The following is a 15,668-nucleotide window of genomic DNA, read 5'->3' as shown; positions in this document are numbered from 1 at the left end:
GACAGCCCGCCACGAACAGGCGATCACACGGACTTGCGGCTACGCTGCGCGCTGTGTCTCTCTCCGACGCATCCGGGGGCGCGACGGGGCTGAGTCCCGACCGCACACTCGACCTCGTCTCCGAGGTGGTGGACTACGCCATCATCGGCCTCGACGCTGACGGCGTGATCCGCTCCTGGAACGCTGGCGCACAGCTGCTCAAGGGGTACAGCGCCGACGAGGCCACCGGCCACCACATCTGCCTCTTCTACACCCCCGAGGACCGCGCCGCCGGGCTGCCGGAGCAGCTGCTCGAGACCGCACGCCGGCAGGGACGGGTCACGAACACCGGCTGGCGGGTCCGCAAGGACGGCACCCGGTTCTGGGGTGACGTCGTCATCACCGCCCTGCACGACGAGGACGGGTCGGTCCGCGGCTTCGCCAAGGTCACCCGCGACCGCACCGCCGAGCACGAGCTGCAGCAGTCCTTGACCGAGAGCGAGACGCGGCTACGCGTGCTGGTGTCGCAGGTGACGGACTACGCCATCATCGCCCTGGACCTCGACGGGGTGATCCTCTCCTGGAACGCCGGCGCCGAGCAGCTCAAGGGCTACGCCGCGAGCGAGGCAATCGGCCGCCACTTCTCGATGTTCTACGTCCCGGACGACCGGGACGCTGGCTTGCCGGACGAGCTGCTCGACATCGCCCGCACCGAGGGGCGCTCGGCCCACACCGGCTGGCGGGTCCGCAAGGACGGCACCCGCTTCTGGGGCGACGTCGTCATCACCGCCCTGCACGACGACGACGGCACCCCGACCGGCTTCGCGAAGGTGACACGCGACCGCACCGACCAGCACCGGCTGGAGGAGCTGCAGAGCTCGCTCTTCGCGATGATGTCGCACGACATCCGCCAGCCGCTCACCGCCATCGGCATCCACGCCGGGCTCATCGCCGACCTGGACCGCGAGACGCGCCACGAGTACGCCGAGCGCATCCTCAACTCGGCCGAGCAGCTGGAGTCCATGATCGGGACGCTCTTCGACCACGCACGGCTGCGCGCCGGCGTCGTCGCCATCTACCCCGATCCGCTGCCGCTCGGTCCCGCGCTGCGCGAGATCGTGGCCGCGAACGGCCATCTGCTCACCGGCCGGGAGGTGACCGTCGACGACGACGATGTCGTCGCCATGGCCGACCCCGTGGCGCTGCGGCGGGTGCTGGCCAACCTGCTCGTCAACGCGGCGAAGTACTCGCCGGACGGCTCCCCCATCGACCTCATCGCGCGCGCCGTCGACGACCGGGCGGTCATCCGCATCGTCGACCACGGCCGGGGCGTCGCCGCCGAGGACATCCCCAACATCTTCACCGAGTTCTTCCGCGGCCGGCTGGCCTCGGCCGACGACGGCGGTTCCGGACTGGGGCTGGCCAGCGTGAAGCACCTGGTCGAGCGCCAGGACGGCACCGTCCGCCTGGACAGCACCCTCGGGGTGGGCACGACCGTCACGGTCAGCCTGCCGCGCGCCGCCGACTGAGCCGCTGTACCCGGACAGCAGAGGACCCCCCGCGCACCCGCCAGAGCCTGCTTATCCTTGCTGCCTTCCGGCCCTGGGGAGGTTCGCAGGGTGAGCGCCACACGGGGGGTCTGCCCGGAAGTCTACGCAGGTGCACGCGGGCTGGACCCGACCCGTATCCTGTTCCACGGAGGATTCGCCTAGTGGCCTATGGCGCTCGCCTGGAACGCGGGTTGGGGGAAACCCCTCATGGGTTCAAATCCCATATCCTCCGCACTCGCGGGCCGCGCGGGCATCACGCCCGCGCGGCCCGTGCCACATCCCGGGCCCGGTCCGCCGTCGCGCGCCGCTCCGCTCGGACGGGCGTGAGCGGGATGGCCAGCAGCGGCGCGATCGCGACGAGGGCGTAGCCGAGGGCGTAGCGCGAGTCCCCGATCACCAGGGCCAGCAGCGGCGCGGTGCCGACGGCGGCGATGTTCTGCACGGTGTTCTGGACCCCGAGCGCCCGGCCGGACCACTCCGGACCCGCCAGCTCGGCGACCGCGGTGTAGGCCAGCCCGTTGTCGGCGACGGTGACGACCGCGCCGAGGGCCAACCCGGCGAGGACGAACCACAGCTGCGTCCACGCCCCCAGCGAGATGACGATCATCAACCCTGCGGACATCACCGCGAGCTGGCGCATCGGCCGCAGCCGGCTGCCCACGCGGTCCGACCAGACCCCGGAGAGGATGCGTCCCACAGCGCCCGCTGCCTGGAAGGCGAAGACGAGGCGCCCCGCCGCCGCCGCATCCCAGTGCCGGACGTCGACGAGATAGACCAGCGTGAACGAGGCCACCGCGAACTGCGGGACGACCAGCAGCGAGCTGGCCAGGTGCACCCGCAGCAGATGTCGCGAACCCCGGTAGGGCGAGCCGGCCGGCGCCACACCTGCGGCACGCGGCGGTCGGGGCGGGTCGGCGACGAGCAGTCGGGTGGCCACCGCGGTGAGCAGGCAGAGGGCGGCCGGGAAGAGCAGCGCCAGGTAGGGACCGTGCGCCCGCGCGAGCGGCGGCAGGGCCAGCGCCGCGATCGCCACGCCGAGCGGCTGCGCGGTCTGCCGCGTGCCCATCGCCAGCCCGCGCTCGTGGGCCGGGAACCATCCCATCACCATGCGTCCGCTGGCGGCGTTGACCGATGCGCCGGCCGCGCCGGCCAGGACGAGCAGGGCCATGAGGGCCGGCGGGGCGTGCAGCGCACCGGCCGCCAGCAGCACGACTCCGGCGAGACCGACGCCGGTGGCGATGACGACCCGCTCGCCGTGCCGGTCCGCCGCCGCCCCCCAGGCGATCAGCGTCAGCAGCACACCAGTCACCGGGGCCGAGACGACGAGGCTGGACTGGAAGAGGGTCAGCCCCTCGGTCCGCAGCGCCGGCACCAGCATCGGCATGCCGTAGATGAACGAGCAGGTCGCCGCCTGCGCGAGCGTCCCCACCGCGAGGATGGTCCAGCGGCGCCCCGGCATTCCGTCACCGTACGCCCGTTCTCACCTGGGGAGAATGTGATCTCACATTGCGGGACTGGTGCTCGCGATCAGGTCGGCGACCTCGTCGGCGAAGCGCTGCGCGGAGGCACGGTGCGGCTCGTGGGTCCTGTCCGGGAAGACGACGAGACGACTCCCCGGCAGGTGCTCGTGCGCGGCGCGGGCGTGGCGCAACGGGATGACCGGATCCCCCTCGTTCCACACCAGCAGCGTCGGCACGTGGGCGGCGAGGGTGCCCATGTCCATGAAGTTGCCGCGCTGCCCGCCGGGCTCGATGACCCCTCGGAGCGCGGCGAAGAACGCCGCCTGGCCGGCCGCATCGCCGAGCGCGCGGCTGGCGCGCCGCAGGTTGACGAGGTTGTCCGGGGTGAGCCGCAGCGCTCGGTGCAGCCGCGGACTGCGGTACAGCCGGCGCAGCGCCGGTCGTGTCGCCAGCCGCAGCACCGTCGGTGCCGCCGGGAGGGCCGCGGCGCGCAGCACGGGATGGACCTCGCGCCCCAGACCGCCGGCCGACACCAGCACCAAGCGCTCGACCCGCTCGGGGAACCTCGAGCAGAAGTGGACGGCGATGGCGCCGCCGAGCGAGTGTCCGCAGACCGTCGCCGAGGCGACCGACAGCTCGTCGAAGAGCGCGCGCAGCGAGTCGGCGAAGTCCGAGAGCAGGTAGCTGCGGTCCGGCTTGTCCGACCGGCCGTGGCCGATCAGGTCCAGCGCCAGCACGCGCAGGCCGTGATCGGCGAGCGGCTCGATCGCACGGTCCCAGGTGTGGCTGTCCGAGGCCAGCCCGTGGAGCAGCACCACCACCGGGCCGTCGGCCGGGCCTGCCTCGAGGTAGGCGATGTCGTGACCGCCGGCGTGCACGGTCCGCGACGAGAAGGTCACGGTCGAAATCTACGCCCGGGCCGTCACCGCTCGACGTGCAGCCGGACCGTCGTCCCGCCGGCCGACGAGCGGAACTGGACCAGATCGCAGAGGTGGTGAGCCAGCCAGACGCCGCGGCCGGTGGCCGACGCCGGAGCCGGGGCCAGTCGACCGACGAGCGGATCGGCCACCACACCGGCGTCGCGCACCTCGCAGATGATCCCGACCTCGGTGCTCCACAGCGCGACCTCCGCCCGGCCGCCGCCGTGCCGGATGCTGTTGGTGACGATCTCGTTGGCGGCCAGCACGAGGTCGTCGATGCGCTCGGCCGACAGGCCGGCCACGCCGGACCGCCACCGCACGAGGTCACGCAACGGGGCGAGATCGACGCCGTCGACGATGACGCGGGAGGCGGTCACGGGTGCCGCGTCCAACCCCCCGGCGTGCAGCTCGCCGGCGCGGCCGGGGACGAAGGCGGGGTTGCTCTCCCGGCCCCGCACCACGGCGTGGCTCTGGGACATGACTTCGAGCGCGCTCGGCGGCAGGCTGGCCGTGTCGTACAGACAGACGAGCGTGAGCGGCCAGATGGCGACGGCGGCCTCGTTGAGGACGAACTCGGTGAGCTGCGCCTCGGCCAGCGCCGCTGGCGAGCGGGTGGCGACGACGGACTCGCTGACGCCGCAGCATCGGCGGCCGTCGCCACCGAAGAGAAAGGTGGCGAGCAGCGTCGTCAGCCGACCGGGGTTACGACCGTGGTGATCGAGCGGGACCAGCGTCACGTCCGCCGCGTCGATACCGGGGTCGTCGGCGAGCTCGGCCAGCTTGCCGGAGCCGGCCAGCACGATCATGCGCTCGTCGCGCGCCAGCCCCTCGTGGACGACGCCCCGGCACGCTGCTGCGAAACCCTGCTGCGCGTCATAGGGCAACGCTTCGTGACGGAGGCCGTCGGACATCGGGTCTGCTTCCCGGGGACGGGGTCATGCCGAGCTGGCGCGGACCCGATGGTGCTGTGACCCGAGGGCGGGCCCGGCGACGTGATCAGGCAGCGCGGCGCTTGCGCGGCCGCTTCACCGCGGCAGTCGCCGGCGCCTTCGCGGCGGCCAGCTCGCTGCGAGCGGCGCGCACGGTGGCGTCGTCCAACCCCAGGATCGACAGCAGCATCCGGCAGTCCTCGGCGTCGGTGGCCGACGCCGCGATCACCTTGGCCGCACTGCGGCGCTGCTGGGACTGCAGAACTTCTTCGGCCTCGATGCGGGCCAGGTCGGTCGCCGAGATGGGGGTGCCGTCGACGGACATGGTGCCTACGCGCGCTGTCATGTGCAGCACCATTCCCCCGGCATCCCCCCTCTAAACGAGGATCTTGCCTATGCTGCCGATCCCGTCTCGGCTCCTATGGTTCGCACACCTCGAGTCACGCCGTCCGGACGGGGTCGCGGCTCGGACGCGCTACTCGTGCGGAAGCTTGGCGACCCGGAGGAAGAAGCTGTCGATCTCGCGCACGACCTCGGCGAAGTGGTCGAAGTCGACCGGTTTGGTGACGAAGACGTTCGCGTGCAGGTCGTAGCTGCGCGCGACGTCCTCGTCGGCGCCGGAGGTGGTCAGGACGACGACCGGGATCTGCCGCAGGCTCGGATCGTCCTTGATCTCGGCCAGCACCTCGTGGCCGGACTTGCGGGGCAGGTTCAGATCGAGCAGGACGAGGTCGGGTCGACTGGCGTCGGCATAGCCGTTCTCGCGACGCAGGTAGGCCATCGCCTCGATGCCGTCGGGCACGACCGTCAGCCGGGACTGCAGCTGGCCCGCCTTCAGCGCCTCTTCGGCAATGAGGACGTCGCCGGGGTCATCCTCGACCAGGAGCACGTCCAGCGATGCTCGCGGCTGTTCTGTCACGCGGTTGGGCACGATCGTCCTCCGGAAGGGTGAACCGGAAAGTCGCACCGGTGTGGGTTGCCGGACCCGCGCTCGACGCGCCGACCGTCTCGTCGTCCGACTCTACGGTAGCTAGCCAGATCCGCCCGCCGTGGAACTCCACGATGCGGCGGCAGAGGGCCAGCCCTATGCCGGTGCCGCCGTACTCGTCGCGCAGGTGCAGGCGTTGGAAGACGGCGAAGATCCGCTCGGCGTACTGCGGGTCGATCCCGATGCCGTTGTCGGCGACCGTGATGGTCCACATGCCGTCGTCGGGACCCCGCTCGGCCGAGACCTCGACGACGGGAGCGACCTCCGGGCGCCGGTACTTGATGGCGTTGCCCACCAGGTTCTCCAGCAGCGAGACCAGCAGCGCACGGTCGCCCGGCACGGTGGGCAGCGGGGTCAGCCGCCGCACCTGTGCCCCGCTCGCCTCGACGACCTGGTCGAGATTGCCCAGTGCCACGTCGAGCTTGCGCCCGAGGTCGATCGGTTCGAAGGTCTCGGTGGTCCGACCCACCCGCGACAGCGCGAGCAGGTCGGTGATGAGCACCTGCATCCGCTTGGCACCGTCGACGGCGAAGGCGATGTACTGGTGCCCACGGTCGTCGAGCTGGCCGCCGTACTGCCGCTCGATCAGCTGGCAGAAGTTCGCGACCTTGCGCAGCGGCTCGGAGAGGTCGTGCGAGGCGACGTAGGCGAACTGCTGCAGGTCCTCGTTCGAGCGCGCCAGCTCCGCACCGCGCTCGCGCAGCTCATCGCTCACCTGCCGGATCCGCGAGAGCTCCGTGGCGATCTGCCGCCGCATCGCCTCGACGTCGTCGCCCAGCGCGGTGAGCTCGCGGGGCCCCTCGGGGGTGATGGTCCGGTCGGTCTCGCCGGAGGCGACCAGGCGCGTCTGCCGCGCAAGACTGCTCACCGGTCGCAGCACCCAGCGGTCCAGGCCGCGACGCAGCACGACCCCGGCGGCCACCACCACGAGCACCAGCAGGATCCCGCAGACGAGGAAGACCGTGCCGTCGATCTGACGGCGGTGCCGGGCATCCTCGACCCGGGCGGAGACCCCGTCGGTGAGCTGGGCAGCCCGCGCCCGGATGGCGTCGAACCGTGACCGGGCAGCGTCGCCGGCCGCCGTCCGGCTGGCGATGGCGCTCGCGCCACGATCGAGGGCGGCGATGACGGGCGCGGCGATGTCCGCCCGCCAACGTGCGATGGCGGCGTCCAGCGCGGCGAGCCGGGCCCGCAGCTCGGCGTCGTCGCCGAGGTGACGGGCGAGGTCGGCCCGATCCCGACGCTGCTCGGCCTCGAACCGAAGGTACGGCTGGAGCGCGGTGCGATTACCCGTCAGCGCGTAGCCGCGCAGGCCCGTCTCCTGATCGACGAGATCCCCGGTAACCCTGGCGACCGCCGTCGCCGCGGGCTGCCACCGGTAGATGACCTCGTTGCCCGCTCGGGTGAAGAGGGTCGCCGCGATCGCGACGGCGGCGACCAGCAGCAGCACCAGCACCCCGAGGGCGCCGAAGGCCAGGCCGAGCCGCCCACGCAGCGTCCAGTCACGTACGCCGCCGGACGGTGGCGCCTCCGAGTCGCTCAAGCAGCGCCGCCGAGCAGCACGATGGCGGTGTCGTCGATCGAGGCACGAGGTGCGGCACCGAGGAGGTCGCCGATCCACTCCGGGACCACGTCTCGCACCGGCGCGGCGGCGGTGGCGGCCAGCAGCTCGTCGGTCCCCAGCGAACCGCGGTGCTCGGCGGCGAAGGCGTCCAGCAGCCCGTCGGTGTAGAGCAGGACAGCCGCGTCGGCGGGCAGGGCGACGGTGGTGTCGGGCCAGCCGGTGACGGCGGCGCCGAGGCCGCGCACCCCCAGCGGCACCCCGACCTGCACGGGCAGATACTCCGCGGACCCCGCCGACATCACGATCGGCGCCGGGTGCCCGGCCACCCGGGTGGTCACCGAGCCGTCGGCGATCGTGAGGTCACAGACGGTGGCGAAGCGGGCGCGGCGCTCGTCCTCGGCCTCGAAGAGACGGCCGAGCATGGGGAGGATCTCGGCGTCGGGGACGTCGGCGAGCAGCAGCGAGCGCCAGGCCACGCGCAGGTGAACCCCCAGCGCCGCCTCGTCCGCGCCGTGCCCCATGACGTCACCGATGACGGCGCGGACCACGCCGGGACGGATCTCGACCACGTCGTAGAAGTCGCCGCCGAGCACCGCGTCGTCGCGCCCCGGCCGGTAGTGCGTCACGCATTGCACCCGCTCGGTCTGCAGCAGCGGCCGCGGCAGCAGCCCCCGCTCCAGGCGGGCCTGCTCGGCCGCGCTGAGACTCATCTCGCGCAGCTGCTCCCGTACTCGCTGCGCCCGCTTGCGTTCGATCGCGTAGCGCAGCGACCGGCCCAGCAGCGAGCCGGAGGCCGAGTTCTTCTCCAGGTAGTCCTCGGCACCGACGGCCAACGCGTTGATGCCGTCGTCGGCTGCTGCGCTGCCGACCCGTCCGGTGAGGACGACGACGGCGGTGTCCGGAGCCGCGTCCACCACCTTGTGGACCGCACCGTGTCCTGCCGCGTCGGGCAGACCGAGGTCGAGCAGGACGCAGTCGTAAGCCGCCGGCGGGGCGGTCAGCGCGTCGGCCAGGGTGCGGACCCACGTCACGGCCGCGTCGGCGACACCGGCCTCGTCCAGGGCCGCGAAGATCAGGACGGCGTCACCGTGGTCGTCCTCGACCAGCAGGATCCGGGCGTCGGCGAGATCGAGCATGCCGGACTCGGAGGGTTGCACCCCGTGTCTCCTCACCTCGGCTCGCCGGTCTTCCGACCTTAGCGAGACGCCCGGAGCGGAACAGGGCCCTAACTCCCGTTACACCCGGCGTGGCTGCGGGCAGGGGACACCGGCTTCGCGCCGGGCACGCCGTGGGTCAGCCCTCGCCGCACTCACCGGGGCAGCCGTCGGCTTCGCGAGCCGCGGTGATCCGCTCGGCCGTGCCGCGGGCGATGACGTCGAGCGAGGTGATCAGCTCCGGGGTCAGTGCGTCGAAGAGATAGCGCCGGACGCCCGCCACGTGGGACGGCGCCGCGGCCTCGAGTGCCTCGCGGCCTGCTTCGGTCAGGACTATCCACGCGCCGCGCCGATCGGCATCGCACTGCGAGCGTTCGACCAGGCCGCGCTGCTGCATCCGGGAGAGCTGATGCGAGAGCCGGCTCTTCTCCCACTGCATGCCGCGGGCCAGCTCCAGGACGCGGACGCGACCGTCCGGGTGCTCGGAGAGCGTCACCAGCACCGTGAAGTCGGCACTCGACAACCCGGACGCCACCTGCAGGTCACGGTTGATCTGCGCGGAGAGGAGAGCCTGCATGTCCAGGTAGGCGCGCCAGGCGCTCTGCTCGGCGTCGGTGAGCCACCGGACCTCGTCCGTCCCGGTCTGCTCGCCACTCGTCATGAGACCCACCCTACCGCATGGTTGACACATCATCCTTGTCGTCGTAGCTTCTTCGTTGACACTTCAACCAACCACTCGGGAGCACGTCATGACCACCGCCACCACGGACTTCGCCACCCTCACCGGCACCTACACCATCGACCCCGCGCACAGCCGTCTCGGCTTCGTCGCGCGCCACGCGATGGTCACCAAGGTGCGCGGCAACTTCAACGACTTCGACGGCACCGCCACCATCGACGGCGCGAACCCGTCGGCCTCCTCGGTCTCGGTCACCGCGCGCGTCGCCAGCATCGACACCCGCAACGAGCAGCGTGACGGCCACCTGCGCACCAACGACTTCCTCGACGCCGAGAACTTCCCCGAGCTGACCTTCGTCTCCACCGCCATCAGCCACGACGGCGGCAACGACTTCCAGGTCACCGGTGACCTGACGATCAAGGGCACGACGAAGTCGGTCACCTTCCCGCTCGAGTTCACCGGCGCCGCCAAGGACCCGTTCGGCAACGACCGCATCGGCTTCGAGGGCTCGACCCAGATCGTCCGCAGCGAGTACGGCGTGAACTTCAACGCCGCGCTCGAGACCGGCGGCGTGCTGGTCAGCGACAAGATCACCCTCGAGCTCGAGATCTCGGCCATCAAGAACGCCTGACCGCCGGCTCGTACGCGAACGGCCCGCTCCCCGACGAGGGGAACGGGCCGTTCGCGCGCCTCCGCGCTATTTACCGTGACCGGTGAACTTGGCCATCGAGTCGTAGACGCCGGTGCGCTGCAGCCAGACGTCCGCGGCCTTCGTCGGCAGGACGCCGGTGACGGCCTTGCTGAGGCGTGAGGTCCAGGGAAGGATCAGCTGCGGCGTGCCCTTGAGCATCTGCTTCCAGGTGTCGTCGACGACGTCGTCCTGCTCGAGCATCGGCGTGAAGAGGATGCCCTTGGCACCATCGAACATGCCGGTGTTGATGTAGGTGGGGCAGACCGTGGTGACCCGGACGTGCTTGTGCCCGGCCTTCTCCAGCTCGAGGCGCACCGAGTCCGACCAGCCTGTGGCCGCCCACTTCGAACCGCAGTAGACCGCGAGCCGCGGCACCGACGTCAGCCCGGCCGACGAGGCGATGGTGACGACCCGGCAGTCCTGGCCGGAGGCGATCATCGCCGGCAGGAACTCGCGAGTGGTGTACATCGGGGCCAGCGAGTTGATCGACATCGTGGCCTCGATGTCCTTGACGTCGTTCTCCCAGAAGTACCCGTTGCCGCGGACGATGCCGGCGTTGTTGATGAGGACGTGGATGTCACCGACCTCCGTGCTCACCTGCTTGGCTGCGGCCTGGACCTTGGTCCGCGCCGACACGTCGACCACGTAGGTGTGGACGGCGCCGCCGGCGGCCTCCAGTTCGGCCGCGGTGTCCTTGAGCTTGGCCTCGTTGACGTCCCAGAGGACGACGCTGGCCGCCTTCTCCCGGACGGCGCGGGTCGCGAAGAGCTTGCCCAGCCCCTGTGCCGCCCCGGTGACGAGAACGTTCTTGCCGGCTACCGACTTCACTACCCGCTCCTCTACTTCATCCCGACGCGGCGGAAGGCCCACAGCGCCGCCGTCATCGTCTTGGCCCACACAGCATCCGACATGCCCGGCAGCGGCGCGATGGGCAGCAGCCGCTGGACCGCGACGGTCTGGGTGTCGGTGTACTTGAGGATGCCCTCGGCACCGTGGCGGCGGCCGAGACCCGAGTCGCCGAGCCCGCCGCACGGCGCCTGCACACTCGCCCACGCCGCGGTGTAACCCTCGTTGACGTTGACCGCGCCGGCGTTGATCCGCTCGGCCAGGGCCCGGCCGCGCTTGGCGTCGCGAGTCCAGATGCTCGCGTTCAGCCCGTAGGCGGTGTCGTTGGCCCGGTCGATCGCCTCGTCGTCGGTGGCGACGCGGTACACCGAGACGACGGGGCCGAAAGTCTCCTCGCCGTGGACGAGCATCTCCGGGGTGACGTCGGTCAGCACGGTCGGCTCGTAGAAGTACGGGCCGAGGTCCGGGCGGGGCTTGCCGCCGGCGAGGACGGTCGCACCCTTGGCGACGGCGTCCTCGACGTGGGCCTGCACCGTCTCGAGCTGCCGCGGGAAGGTGAGCGTCCCCATGTCGGAGTCGAAGGCCAGGTCCGCGCCGAGGCGCATCCGCTTCACCCGGCCGACGAACTCGTCGACGAACTCGTCGTAGACGTCGGTGTGGACGTAGAGCCGCTCCATCGACTCGCAGAGCTGGCCGGCGGAGGAGAAGCACGCCCGCACCGCCCCCTCGGCGGCCTTGCGCGGGTTCGCGTCCCGCAGGACGAGCATCGGGTTCTTGCCGCCGAGCTCCAGCGAGCAGCCGATGAGCCGCGCCGCCGCCTGCGAGGCGATGTCACGGCCGGTGGCGGTGGAGCCGGTGTAGTCGACGAAGTCCGCGCGCTCGATCATCGGGCCGCCGACATCGCGGCCCCGGCCGAGGACGACCTGCCAGAGCCCGGCCGGAAGCCCCGCCTGCTCGGCGAGCTCGTGGGCCCAGAGCGTGGTGAGCGCCGTCTGGTTGTCCGGCCGTGACACCACCGCGTTGCCGGCGACGAAGGCGGGCAGCGCGTCGGAGACGGAGAGGGCCAGCGGGTAGTTCCACGGCGAGATGACGGCGACGACGCCCTTGGGACGGCGGATCTCGCGGGCGCTGGTGAGCAGCGGGAGGACGCCGGCGCGGTCGTGCCGCCGCAGGTGCGAGGCGGCGGTCCGGGCGTAGTACCGCGCGTTGATCGCGACGTCGGCGACCTCCTCGAAGGCGTGCGCGCGAGCCTTGCCGGTCTCGGTCTGCAGGATGTCGAGGATCTCGCCCTGCCGGGCGAGGATGAGGTCGTGCAGCCTGCCGAGCACCTTGGCCCGCTCGGCGACCGGACGGGCGGCCCACTCGTGCCGGGCGGCGCGGGCACGGACGAAGGCGTCGTCGATGTCGGCGGCCGAGGACTGCGGCAGGTCGGCGATCGTCGCGCCGGTCGCCGGGGCATGCGTCGTCACGGCCGGAGCGCCGCCGGCGGTCGCGCGCGCGACCAGCTCGGCCACCCGCTCGGGCGAGAGAGCGGCACCGATGCGGTCGCTGCGGCGCCGCTGCGGGCGCGGTTCGGGACGCTGATCGACGCTGGCAGTCATACCGAAGCCTCCGCAAACAATTACCTGAACGGTGATGTTCAGTGAACAGTGCTGTTAGCCTAATGCCGTGACGAGTGGTGTCAAGCGACGTGGACGGCCGCCGCAGAGCGAGGCGGACGCCGAAGCCGTCCGCGCCCGGATCGTCGCCGCCACCCGAGCCGCCTTCGCCGAGCGGGGCTCCCACGGCCTCAGCGTGGCCGTCATCATCGAGCTCGCCGGCATCGCCCGCCCCACCTTCTACCGCTACTTCGCTAACGCCGAGCAGCCGCTGCAGGTGATCCTGGACGAGTCCGACCTCGCACTCGCCGACGGCCTGCAGGCGGCCCTGGACAGCGCCGACGACGAGGTCCAGATGGTGATCGCCGGCATCGACGCCTACCTGGAGTGGGCTCGCAGCCACGGTCCGGCGCTGCGACCACTCTTCAGCGAGCTGCACGACCCGGGGTCGCCGGTGTCGCCGCACCGCGAGCGGACACTGTCCCTGCTGCGCGAACGCCTCATCACCCGCTTCATCCGCCTCGGCCGGACCCCGCCCCCGCCGGAGGACGTCGACACCCTGCTCAACACCTTCGAGTACGTGGGGTTCCGAGTCGCGTTGGCCGAGCCCGGCGATGCGGTGGATCTCGCCTGGGCGCGGCGCACCATGGCCCGCGTCGCCGTCGCCCTCCTCGCCACGCCGGACGACCTGGCCGACGCCCTGGCCGTGCCGGGGCTGCTCCGCAGCGAGCGCTGAGGCAGCTGGGCTCCGCCGTGGGAGTTGGTCCGTCAGCGCAGTTTCGACCGCCCGCAGCGCACGCACGCCGGCGGCATGGCCATGTCGGTCCACAGGTGTCGACCATGACAGAAGGCACGTCGGCGCCCGACCCGGCCGAGCAGATGATGAAGCATGGCGACCTCCGATCAATGTGAAATCTTCGTTAGTTCATGAGTCTGCCTCGCTGAGTGACGGTTGTCACGTCCCGGGCTGAAGGTGTCCCCCGTTCCCGTCTCGTCGAATCTGCGGCGGTGTCCCGCCACGAACGCCGGGCATGGGCCTGCGACATGACCTCACCGCGCTCGTCGCGCAGCGGAGCCGGCCGCGGTACGGCCGATCGCTCGTGCTCGCCGGCGACGAGCTCCCCGCACCGCGGCGGATCAGGATCGCCACCCGCCACGGCCGGGTGCGGTGCCTGGTCTACGGCGGTAGCCGGCCGGCGCGCTATGTCCACCTCCATGGCGGTGCCTTCATCACCCGGTACCCGCAGATGGACGATTTCTGGGCCCGCTTCGTCGTCGCCACCACCGGCGTCGAGGTGGTCCTGCCCGATTACGACGTGGCCCCGCAGGCCCGGTTCCCGATCGCCCACGACCAGATGCTCGACGTCGCCGGCCACCTCGCCGATCTCCCCCTGGTCGTGGGTGGCTTCAGCGGCGGCGGAAACCTGGCTGCCTCGGTCGCGATGCGGTGGGACGGGCCTCCGCTTCGCGGATTGCTGCTCGGCGTCCCGTCGCTCGATGTCGCCGAGGACGCCGGCGAGAAGGTGCGCAGCAACCCCGGCGGAATGGTGGACACCCGGCTGCTCACGCTGGTGCGCGAGACCTACTTCCGCGATGTCACCGCCCGCCGAGACCCCGTCGCGTCGCCGCTGCTCGCCCCGGACGTCGCCGGGTTGCCGCCGACCATGATCGCCACCGCCGAGCACGACACGCTGCGGCGGGAGGGTGACCGCTACGCCGCTCGCCTCGCCGAGGCCGACGTCCCGGTCGAGCACGTCATCGCGCCGGGGGTCGATCACTACTTCCTGCACGGCGCCGGGGAGGCGCAGGCACGTCGGCTGATGACGTCGATGGCGACCTGGGTGGGCGCCGCCCTCACCCCCGCCTGACGGTCAGTCGCGGCGCGGCTTGGGCCGCGATGTGGCGGAACGCCTCTGCGGAACGTGGTGGCCGGCGTTCACGGGGGTCCCATGCGGCACAGATAGATAGCGGTCCGACCCTCGCGCCACCACCAGCCTTGGCCGAACTCATCCGATACGTGTCCCGCCGCGGCCGAAAGCAGGGTGATGACCACGACATCGACGACGAAGCGGATGCGACCGCGCCGGGTAGCTCGCGCCTGAGCCCACGCCCATGCCTTCTGCGCCACGACCGGATCGGGATAGCGCTGCCCGGCCTTCGCAGCCCGGTACACGGCCAGTCGGGTCGCAACCGGCAGGCTTCGGAAACCTCGGAGGTCTTGCGCCATTGAGCTCCTCTCGCACGACTCGTCGCAGCGCAGACGGTGGGGCCGGACACATCAGGTGATCATGCGTAGCGGGCGACCTCGACGAGGTTGCCGTCCGGATCCACCGCGTAGAGCGAGGTGATGGCACCGCGGGCCCCGCTGCGTGCGATCGGTCCCTCGTGGACGGCAATCCCCGCCGCGCGCCACGCCGCTGCCACCTCGTCGAGCGAGGCAGTGGTGACGAAGCAGATATCGAGGCTGCCGGCGGCCTCGACCCTGGCGGTCTCCCACTGCGGCGCTCCCACGGGACGCAGATTGATCTTCTGGTTTCCGAAGGTGAGCGCGGTACGTCCCTCGCCGTAGGTCTCGACCCGCACCCCGAGGGCCTTCTCGTACCAGCGCGCTGTCACCTCGACATCGGCGCAGTTGAGGACGACGTGGTCGATGCCGGAGACCTCGAAGGACATGCGATCACGGTATGCCGAGACACGTTGGTGAGCGCACCAGAGCCGCCCGCTCGACCGTGCGGCGGCCTCACCTCGATGTCGCCGCCGACCAAGACAAAAACCCCGACCGCATGACAGCGTCCGGGGGTTCTCACGTCGATCAGTTGGCGGCCCAACTGACGCAACGTTGGAACAAAAAGGTCTGGGGTCAGGCGATGCAGCTATCCGCCGAGACGATGGTGTCATCCGTTCCTGACACCATCTCGACACACCCGAAGCCCCGTCAAGTCCAAATCCGCCTCACAAACGACCAGGTCCAGCAGATGGCAGCTGACTACCAAGCCGGTATGAGCATCGCAGCTGCGGCCCGCCGCTACGGCGTCGTGCAAGAAACAGCAGCCATCCGCCTCCGCCAGCATAGCGTCACCATTCGTCCACCCAAGGGCTCTATCCCACTTGATCGCCTCGACGAAGCCCGCACCCTCCGAGCCGAGGGCTGGAGCTACGAGCGCCTCGGCCGGATGTACGGCTGCGCGGCGGTATCGGTACGGCGGACGCTGTTGCGCCGTGCAGCATCATAGGAAATGGCACCTCAACTCGTGCCTGGGCGTAGTCCGACTGGAGTCTCAAATGGTATGGATCAGCGGCCATGTGATCG

At 71.2% G+C, this 15,668-nt stretch carries 16 protein-coding genes, 1 tRNA gene and 1 other RNA gene; 6 read left to right on the top strand and 12 right to left on the bottom strand.

The window, feature by feature from the left end; genetic code table 11:
• Positions 1 to 53 precede the first annotated feature (53 nt).
• On the top strand, positions 54 to 1,508 hold the full coding sequence (locus AC0NZQ_RS04090; protein ID WP_474528358.1) for a PAS domain-containing sensor histidine kinase: 1,455 nt from the start codon (positions 54 to 56) through the stop codon (positions 1,506 to 1,508).
• A 17-nt stretch (positions 1,509 to 1,525) separates the two neighbouring features.
• On the opposite strand, the gene ffs is transcribed toward AC0NZQ_RS04090, so the two are convergent.
• An RNA gene (ffs, locus tag AC0NZQ_RS04085) (signal recognition particle sRNA small type) lies at positions 1,526 to 1,622 on the bottom strand.
• 54 nt (positions 1,623 to 1,676) lie between these two features.
• On the opposite strand from ffs, the gene AC0NZQ_RS04080 reads away from it, so the two are divergent.
• A tRNA-Ser gene (locus tag AC0NZQ_RS04080) sits at positions 1,677 to 1,761 on the top strand.
• Positions 1,762 to 1,782: 21 nt separating this feature from the next.
• Here AC0NZQ_RS04080 and AC0NZQ_RS04075 read toward each other — a convergent pair.
• The 8 genes from AC0NZQ_RS04075 to AC0NZQ_RS04040 form a co-directional block, all read right to left on the bottom strand.
• Positions 1,783 to 2,988: an MFS transporter gene (locus AC0NZQ_RS04075; protein ID WP_474528356.1), complete on the bottom strand. Its 1,206-nt coding sequence runs from the start codon at positions 2,986 to 2,988 to the stop codon at positions 1,783 to 1,785.
• Between the two features lie 42 nt (positions 2,989 to 3,030).
• On the bottom strand, positions 3,031 to 3,888 hold the full coding sequence (locus tag AC0NZQ_RS04070) for an alpha/beta fold hydrolase (protein ID WP_474528355.1): 858 nt from the start codon (positions 3,886 to 3,888) through the stop codon (positions 3,031 to 3,033).
• 23 nt (positions 3,889 to 3,911) lie between these two features.
• Positions 3,912 to 4,820 (bottom strand): anti-sigma factor RsbA family regulatory protein, encoded by a 909-nt coding sequence (locus tag AC0NZQ_RS04065; RefSeq protein WP_474528354.1) that lies wholly within the window; start codon positions 4,818 to 4,820, stop codon positions 3,912 to 3,914.
• Positions 4,821 to 4,905: 85 nt separating this feature from the next.
• Positions 4,906 to 5,184 carry a hypothetical protein gene (locus AC0NZQ_RS04060; protein WP_474528353.1) on the bottom strand — a complete coding sequence of 93 codons (279 nt, stop codon included), beginning with the start codon at positions 5,182 to 5,184 and terminating at the stop codon, positions 4,906 to 4,908.
• Positions 5,185 to 5,313: 129 nt separating this feature from the next.
• Positions 5,314 to 5,733: a response regulator gene (locus tag AC0NZQ_RS04055; RefSeq protein ID WP_474529417.1), complete on the bottom strand. Its 420-nt coding sequence runs from the start codon at positions 5,731 to 5,733 to the stop codon at positions 5,314 to 5,316.
• The gene (locus AC0NZQ_RS04050) at positions 5,708 to 7,369 is read right to left on the bottom strand and encodes a sensor histidine kinase (RefSeq protein WP_474528352.1); all 1,662 of its coding nucleotides are present in this window, start codon (positions 7,367 to 7,369) and stop codon (positions 5,708 to 5,710) included. The genes AC0NZQ_RS04055 and AC0NZQ_RS04050 overlap by 26 nt, the downstream gene beginning before the upstream one ends.
• Positions 7,366 to 8,547, bottom strand: coding sequence for a PP2C family protein-serine/threonine phosphatase (locus AC0NZQ_RS04045; protein WP_474528351.1), 1,182 nt, complete (start codon positions 8,545 to 8,547; stop codon positions 7,366 to 7,368). The genes AC0NZQ_RS04050 and AC0NZQ_RS04045 overlap by 4 nt, the downstream gene beginning before the upstream one ends.
• A gap of 136 nt (positions 8,548 to 8,683) precedes the next feature.
• Positions 8,684 to 9,205 (bottom strand): MarR family winged helix-turn-helix transcriptional regulator, encoded by a 522-nt coding sequence (locus tag AC0NZQ_RS04040; RefSeq protein ID WP_474528350.1) that lies wholly within the window; start codon positions 9,203 to 9,205, stop codon positions 8,684 to 8,686.
• Between the two features lie 88 nt (positions 9,206 to 9,293).
• On the opposite strand from AC0NZQ_RS04040, the gene AC0NZQ_RS04035 reads away from it, so the two are divergent.
• Positions 9,294 to 9,854, top strand: coding sequence for a YceI family protein (locus AC0NZQ_RS04035; RefSeq protein ID WP_474528349.1), 561 nt, complete (start codon positions 9,294 to 9,296; stop codon positions 9,852 to 9,854).
• 66 nt (positions 9,855 to 9,920) lie between these two features.
• Here the strand turns inward: AC0NZQ_RS04035 and AC0NZQ_RS04030 are convergent, their stop codons facing one another.
• Together AC0NZQ_RS04030 and AC0NZQ_RS04025 are read right to left on the bottom strand one after the other, a co-directional pair.
• Positions 9,921 to 10,742: an SDR family oxidoreductase gene (locus AC0NZQ_RS04030; protein ID WP_474528348.1), complete on the bottom strand. Its 822-nt coding sequence runs from the start codon at positions 10,740 to 10,742 to the stop codon at positions 9,921 to 9,923.
• An 11-nt stretch (positions 10,743 to 10,753) separates the two neighbouring features.
• Positions 10,754 to 12,361 (bottom strand): succinic semialdehyde dehydrogenase, encoded by a 1,608-nt coding sequence (locus AC0NZQ_RS04025; RefSeq protein WP_474528347.1) that lies wholly within the window; start codon positions 12,359 to 12,361, stop codon positions 10,754 to 10,756.
• 67 nt (positions 12,362 to 12,428) lie between these two features.
• On the opposite strand from AC0NZQ_RS04025, the gene AC0NZQ_RS04020 reads away from it, so the two are divergent.
• Positions 12,429 to 13,094 carry a TetR/AcrR family transcriptional regulator gene (locus tag AC0NZQ_RS04020; protein WP_474528346.1) on the top strand — a complete coding sequence of 222 codons (666 nt, stop codon included), beginning with the start codon at positions 12,429 to 12,431 and terminating at the stop codon, positions 13,092 to 13,094.
• 295 nt (positions 13,095 to 13,389) lie between these two features.
• Positions 13,390 to 14,226, top strand: coding sequence for an alpha/beta hydrolase fold domain-containing protein (locus AC0NZQ_RS04015; RefSeq protein WP_474528345.1), 837 nt, complete (start codon positions 13,390 to 13,392; stop codon positions 14,224 to 14,226).
• Between the two features lie 418 nt (positions 14,227 to 14,644).
• Here the strand turns inward: AC0NZQ_RS04015 and AC0NZQ_RS04010 are convergent, their stop codons facing one another.
• Positions 14,645 to 15,031, bottom strand: a complete 387-nt coding sequence (locus tag AC0NZQ_RS04010) for a VOC family protein (RefSeq protein WP_474528344.1) — start codon at positions 15,029 to 15,031, stop codon at positions 14,645 to 14,647.
• Between the two features lie 11 nt (positions 15,032 to 15,042).
• Here AC0NZQ_RS04010 and AC0NZQ_RS04005 point away from each other — a divergent pair, with 11 nt between their 5' ends.
• Positions 15,043 to 15,591 (top strand): hypothetical protein, encoded by a 549-nt coding sequence (locus AC0NZQ_RS04005; RefSeq protein WP_474528343.1) that lies wholly within the window; start codon positions 15,043 to 15,045, stop codon positions 15,589 to 15,591.
• Positions 15,592 to 15,668: the final 77 nt, after the last annotated feature.

The organism is Jatrophihabitans sp. sgz311053, assembly GCF_056135305.1.
The sequence above is the reverse complement of the archived record's forward strand: the minus strand, read 5'-3'. Positions and strand labels throughout refer to the sequence as shown.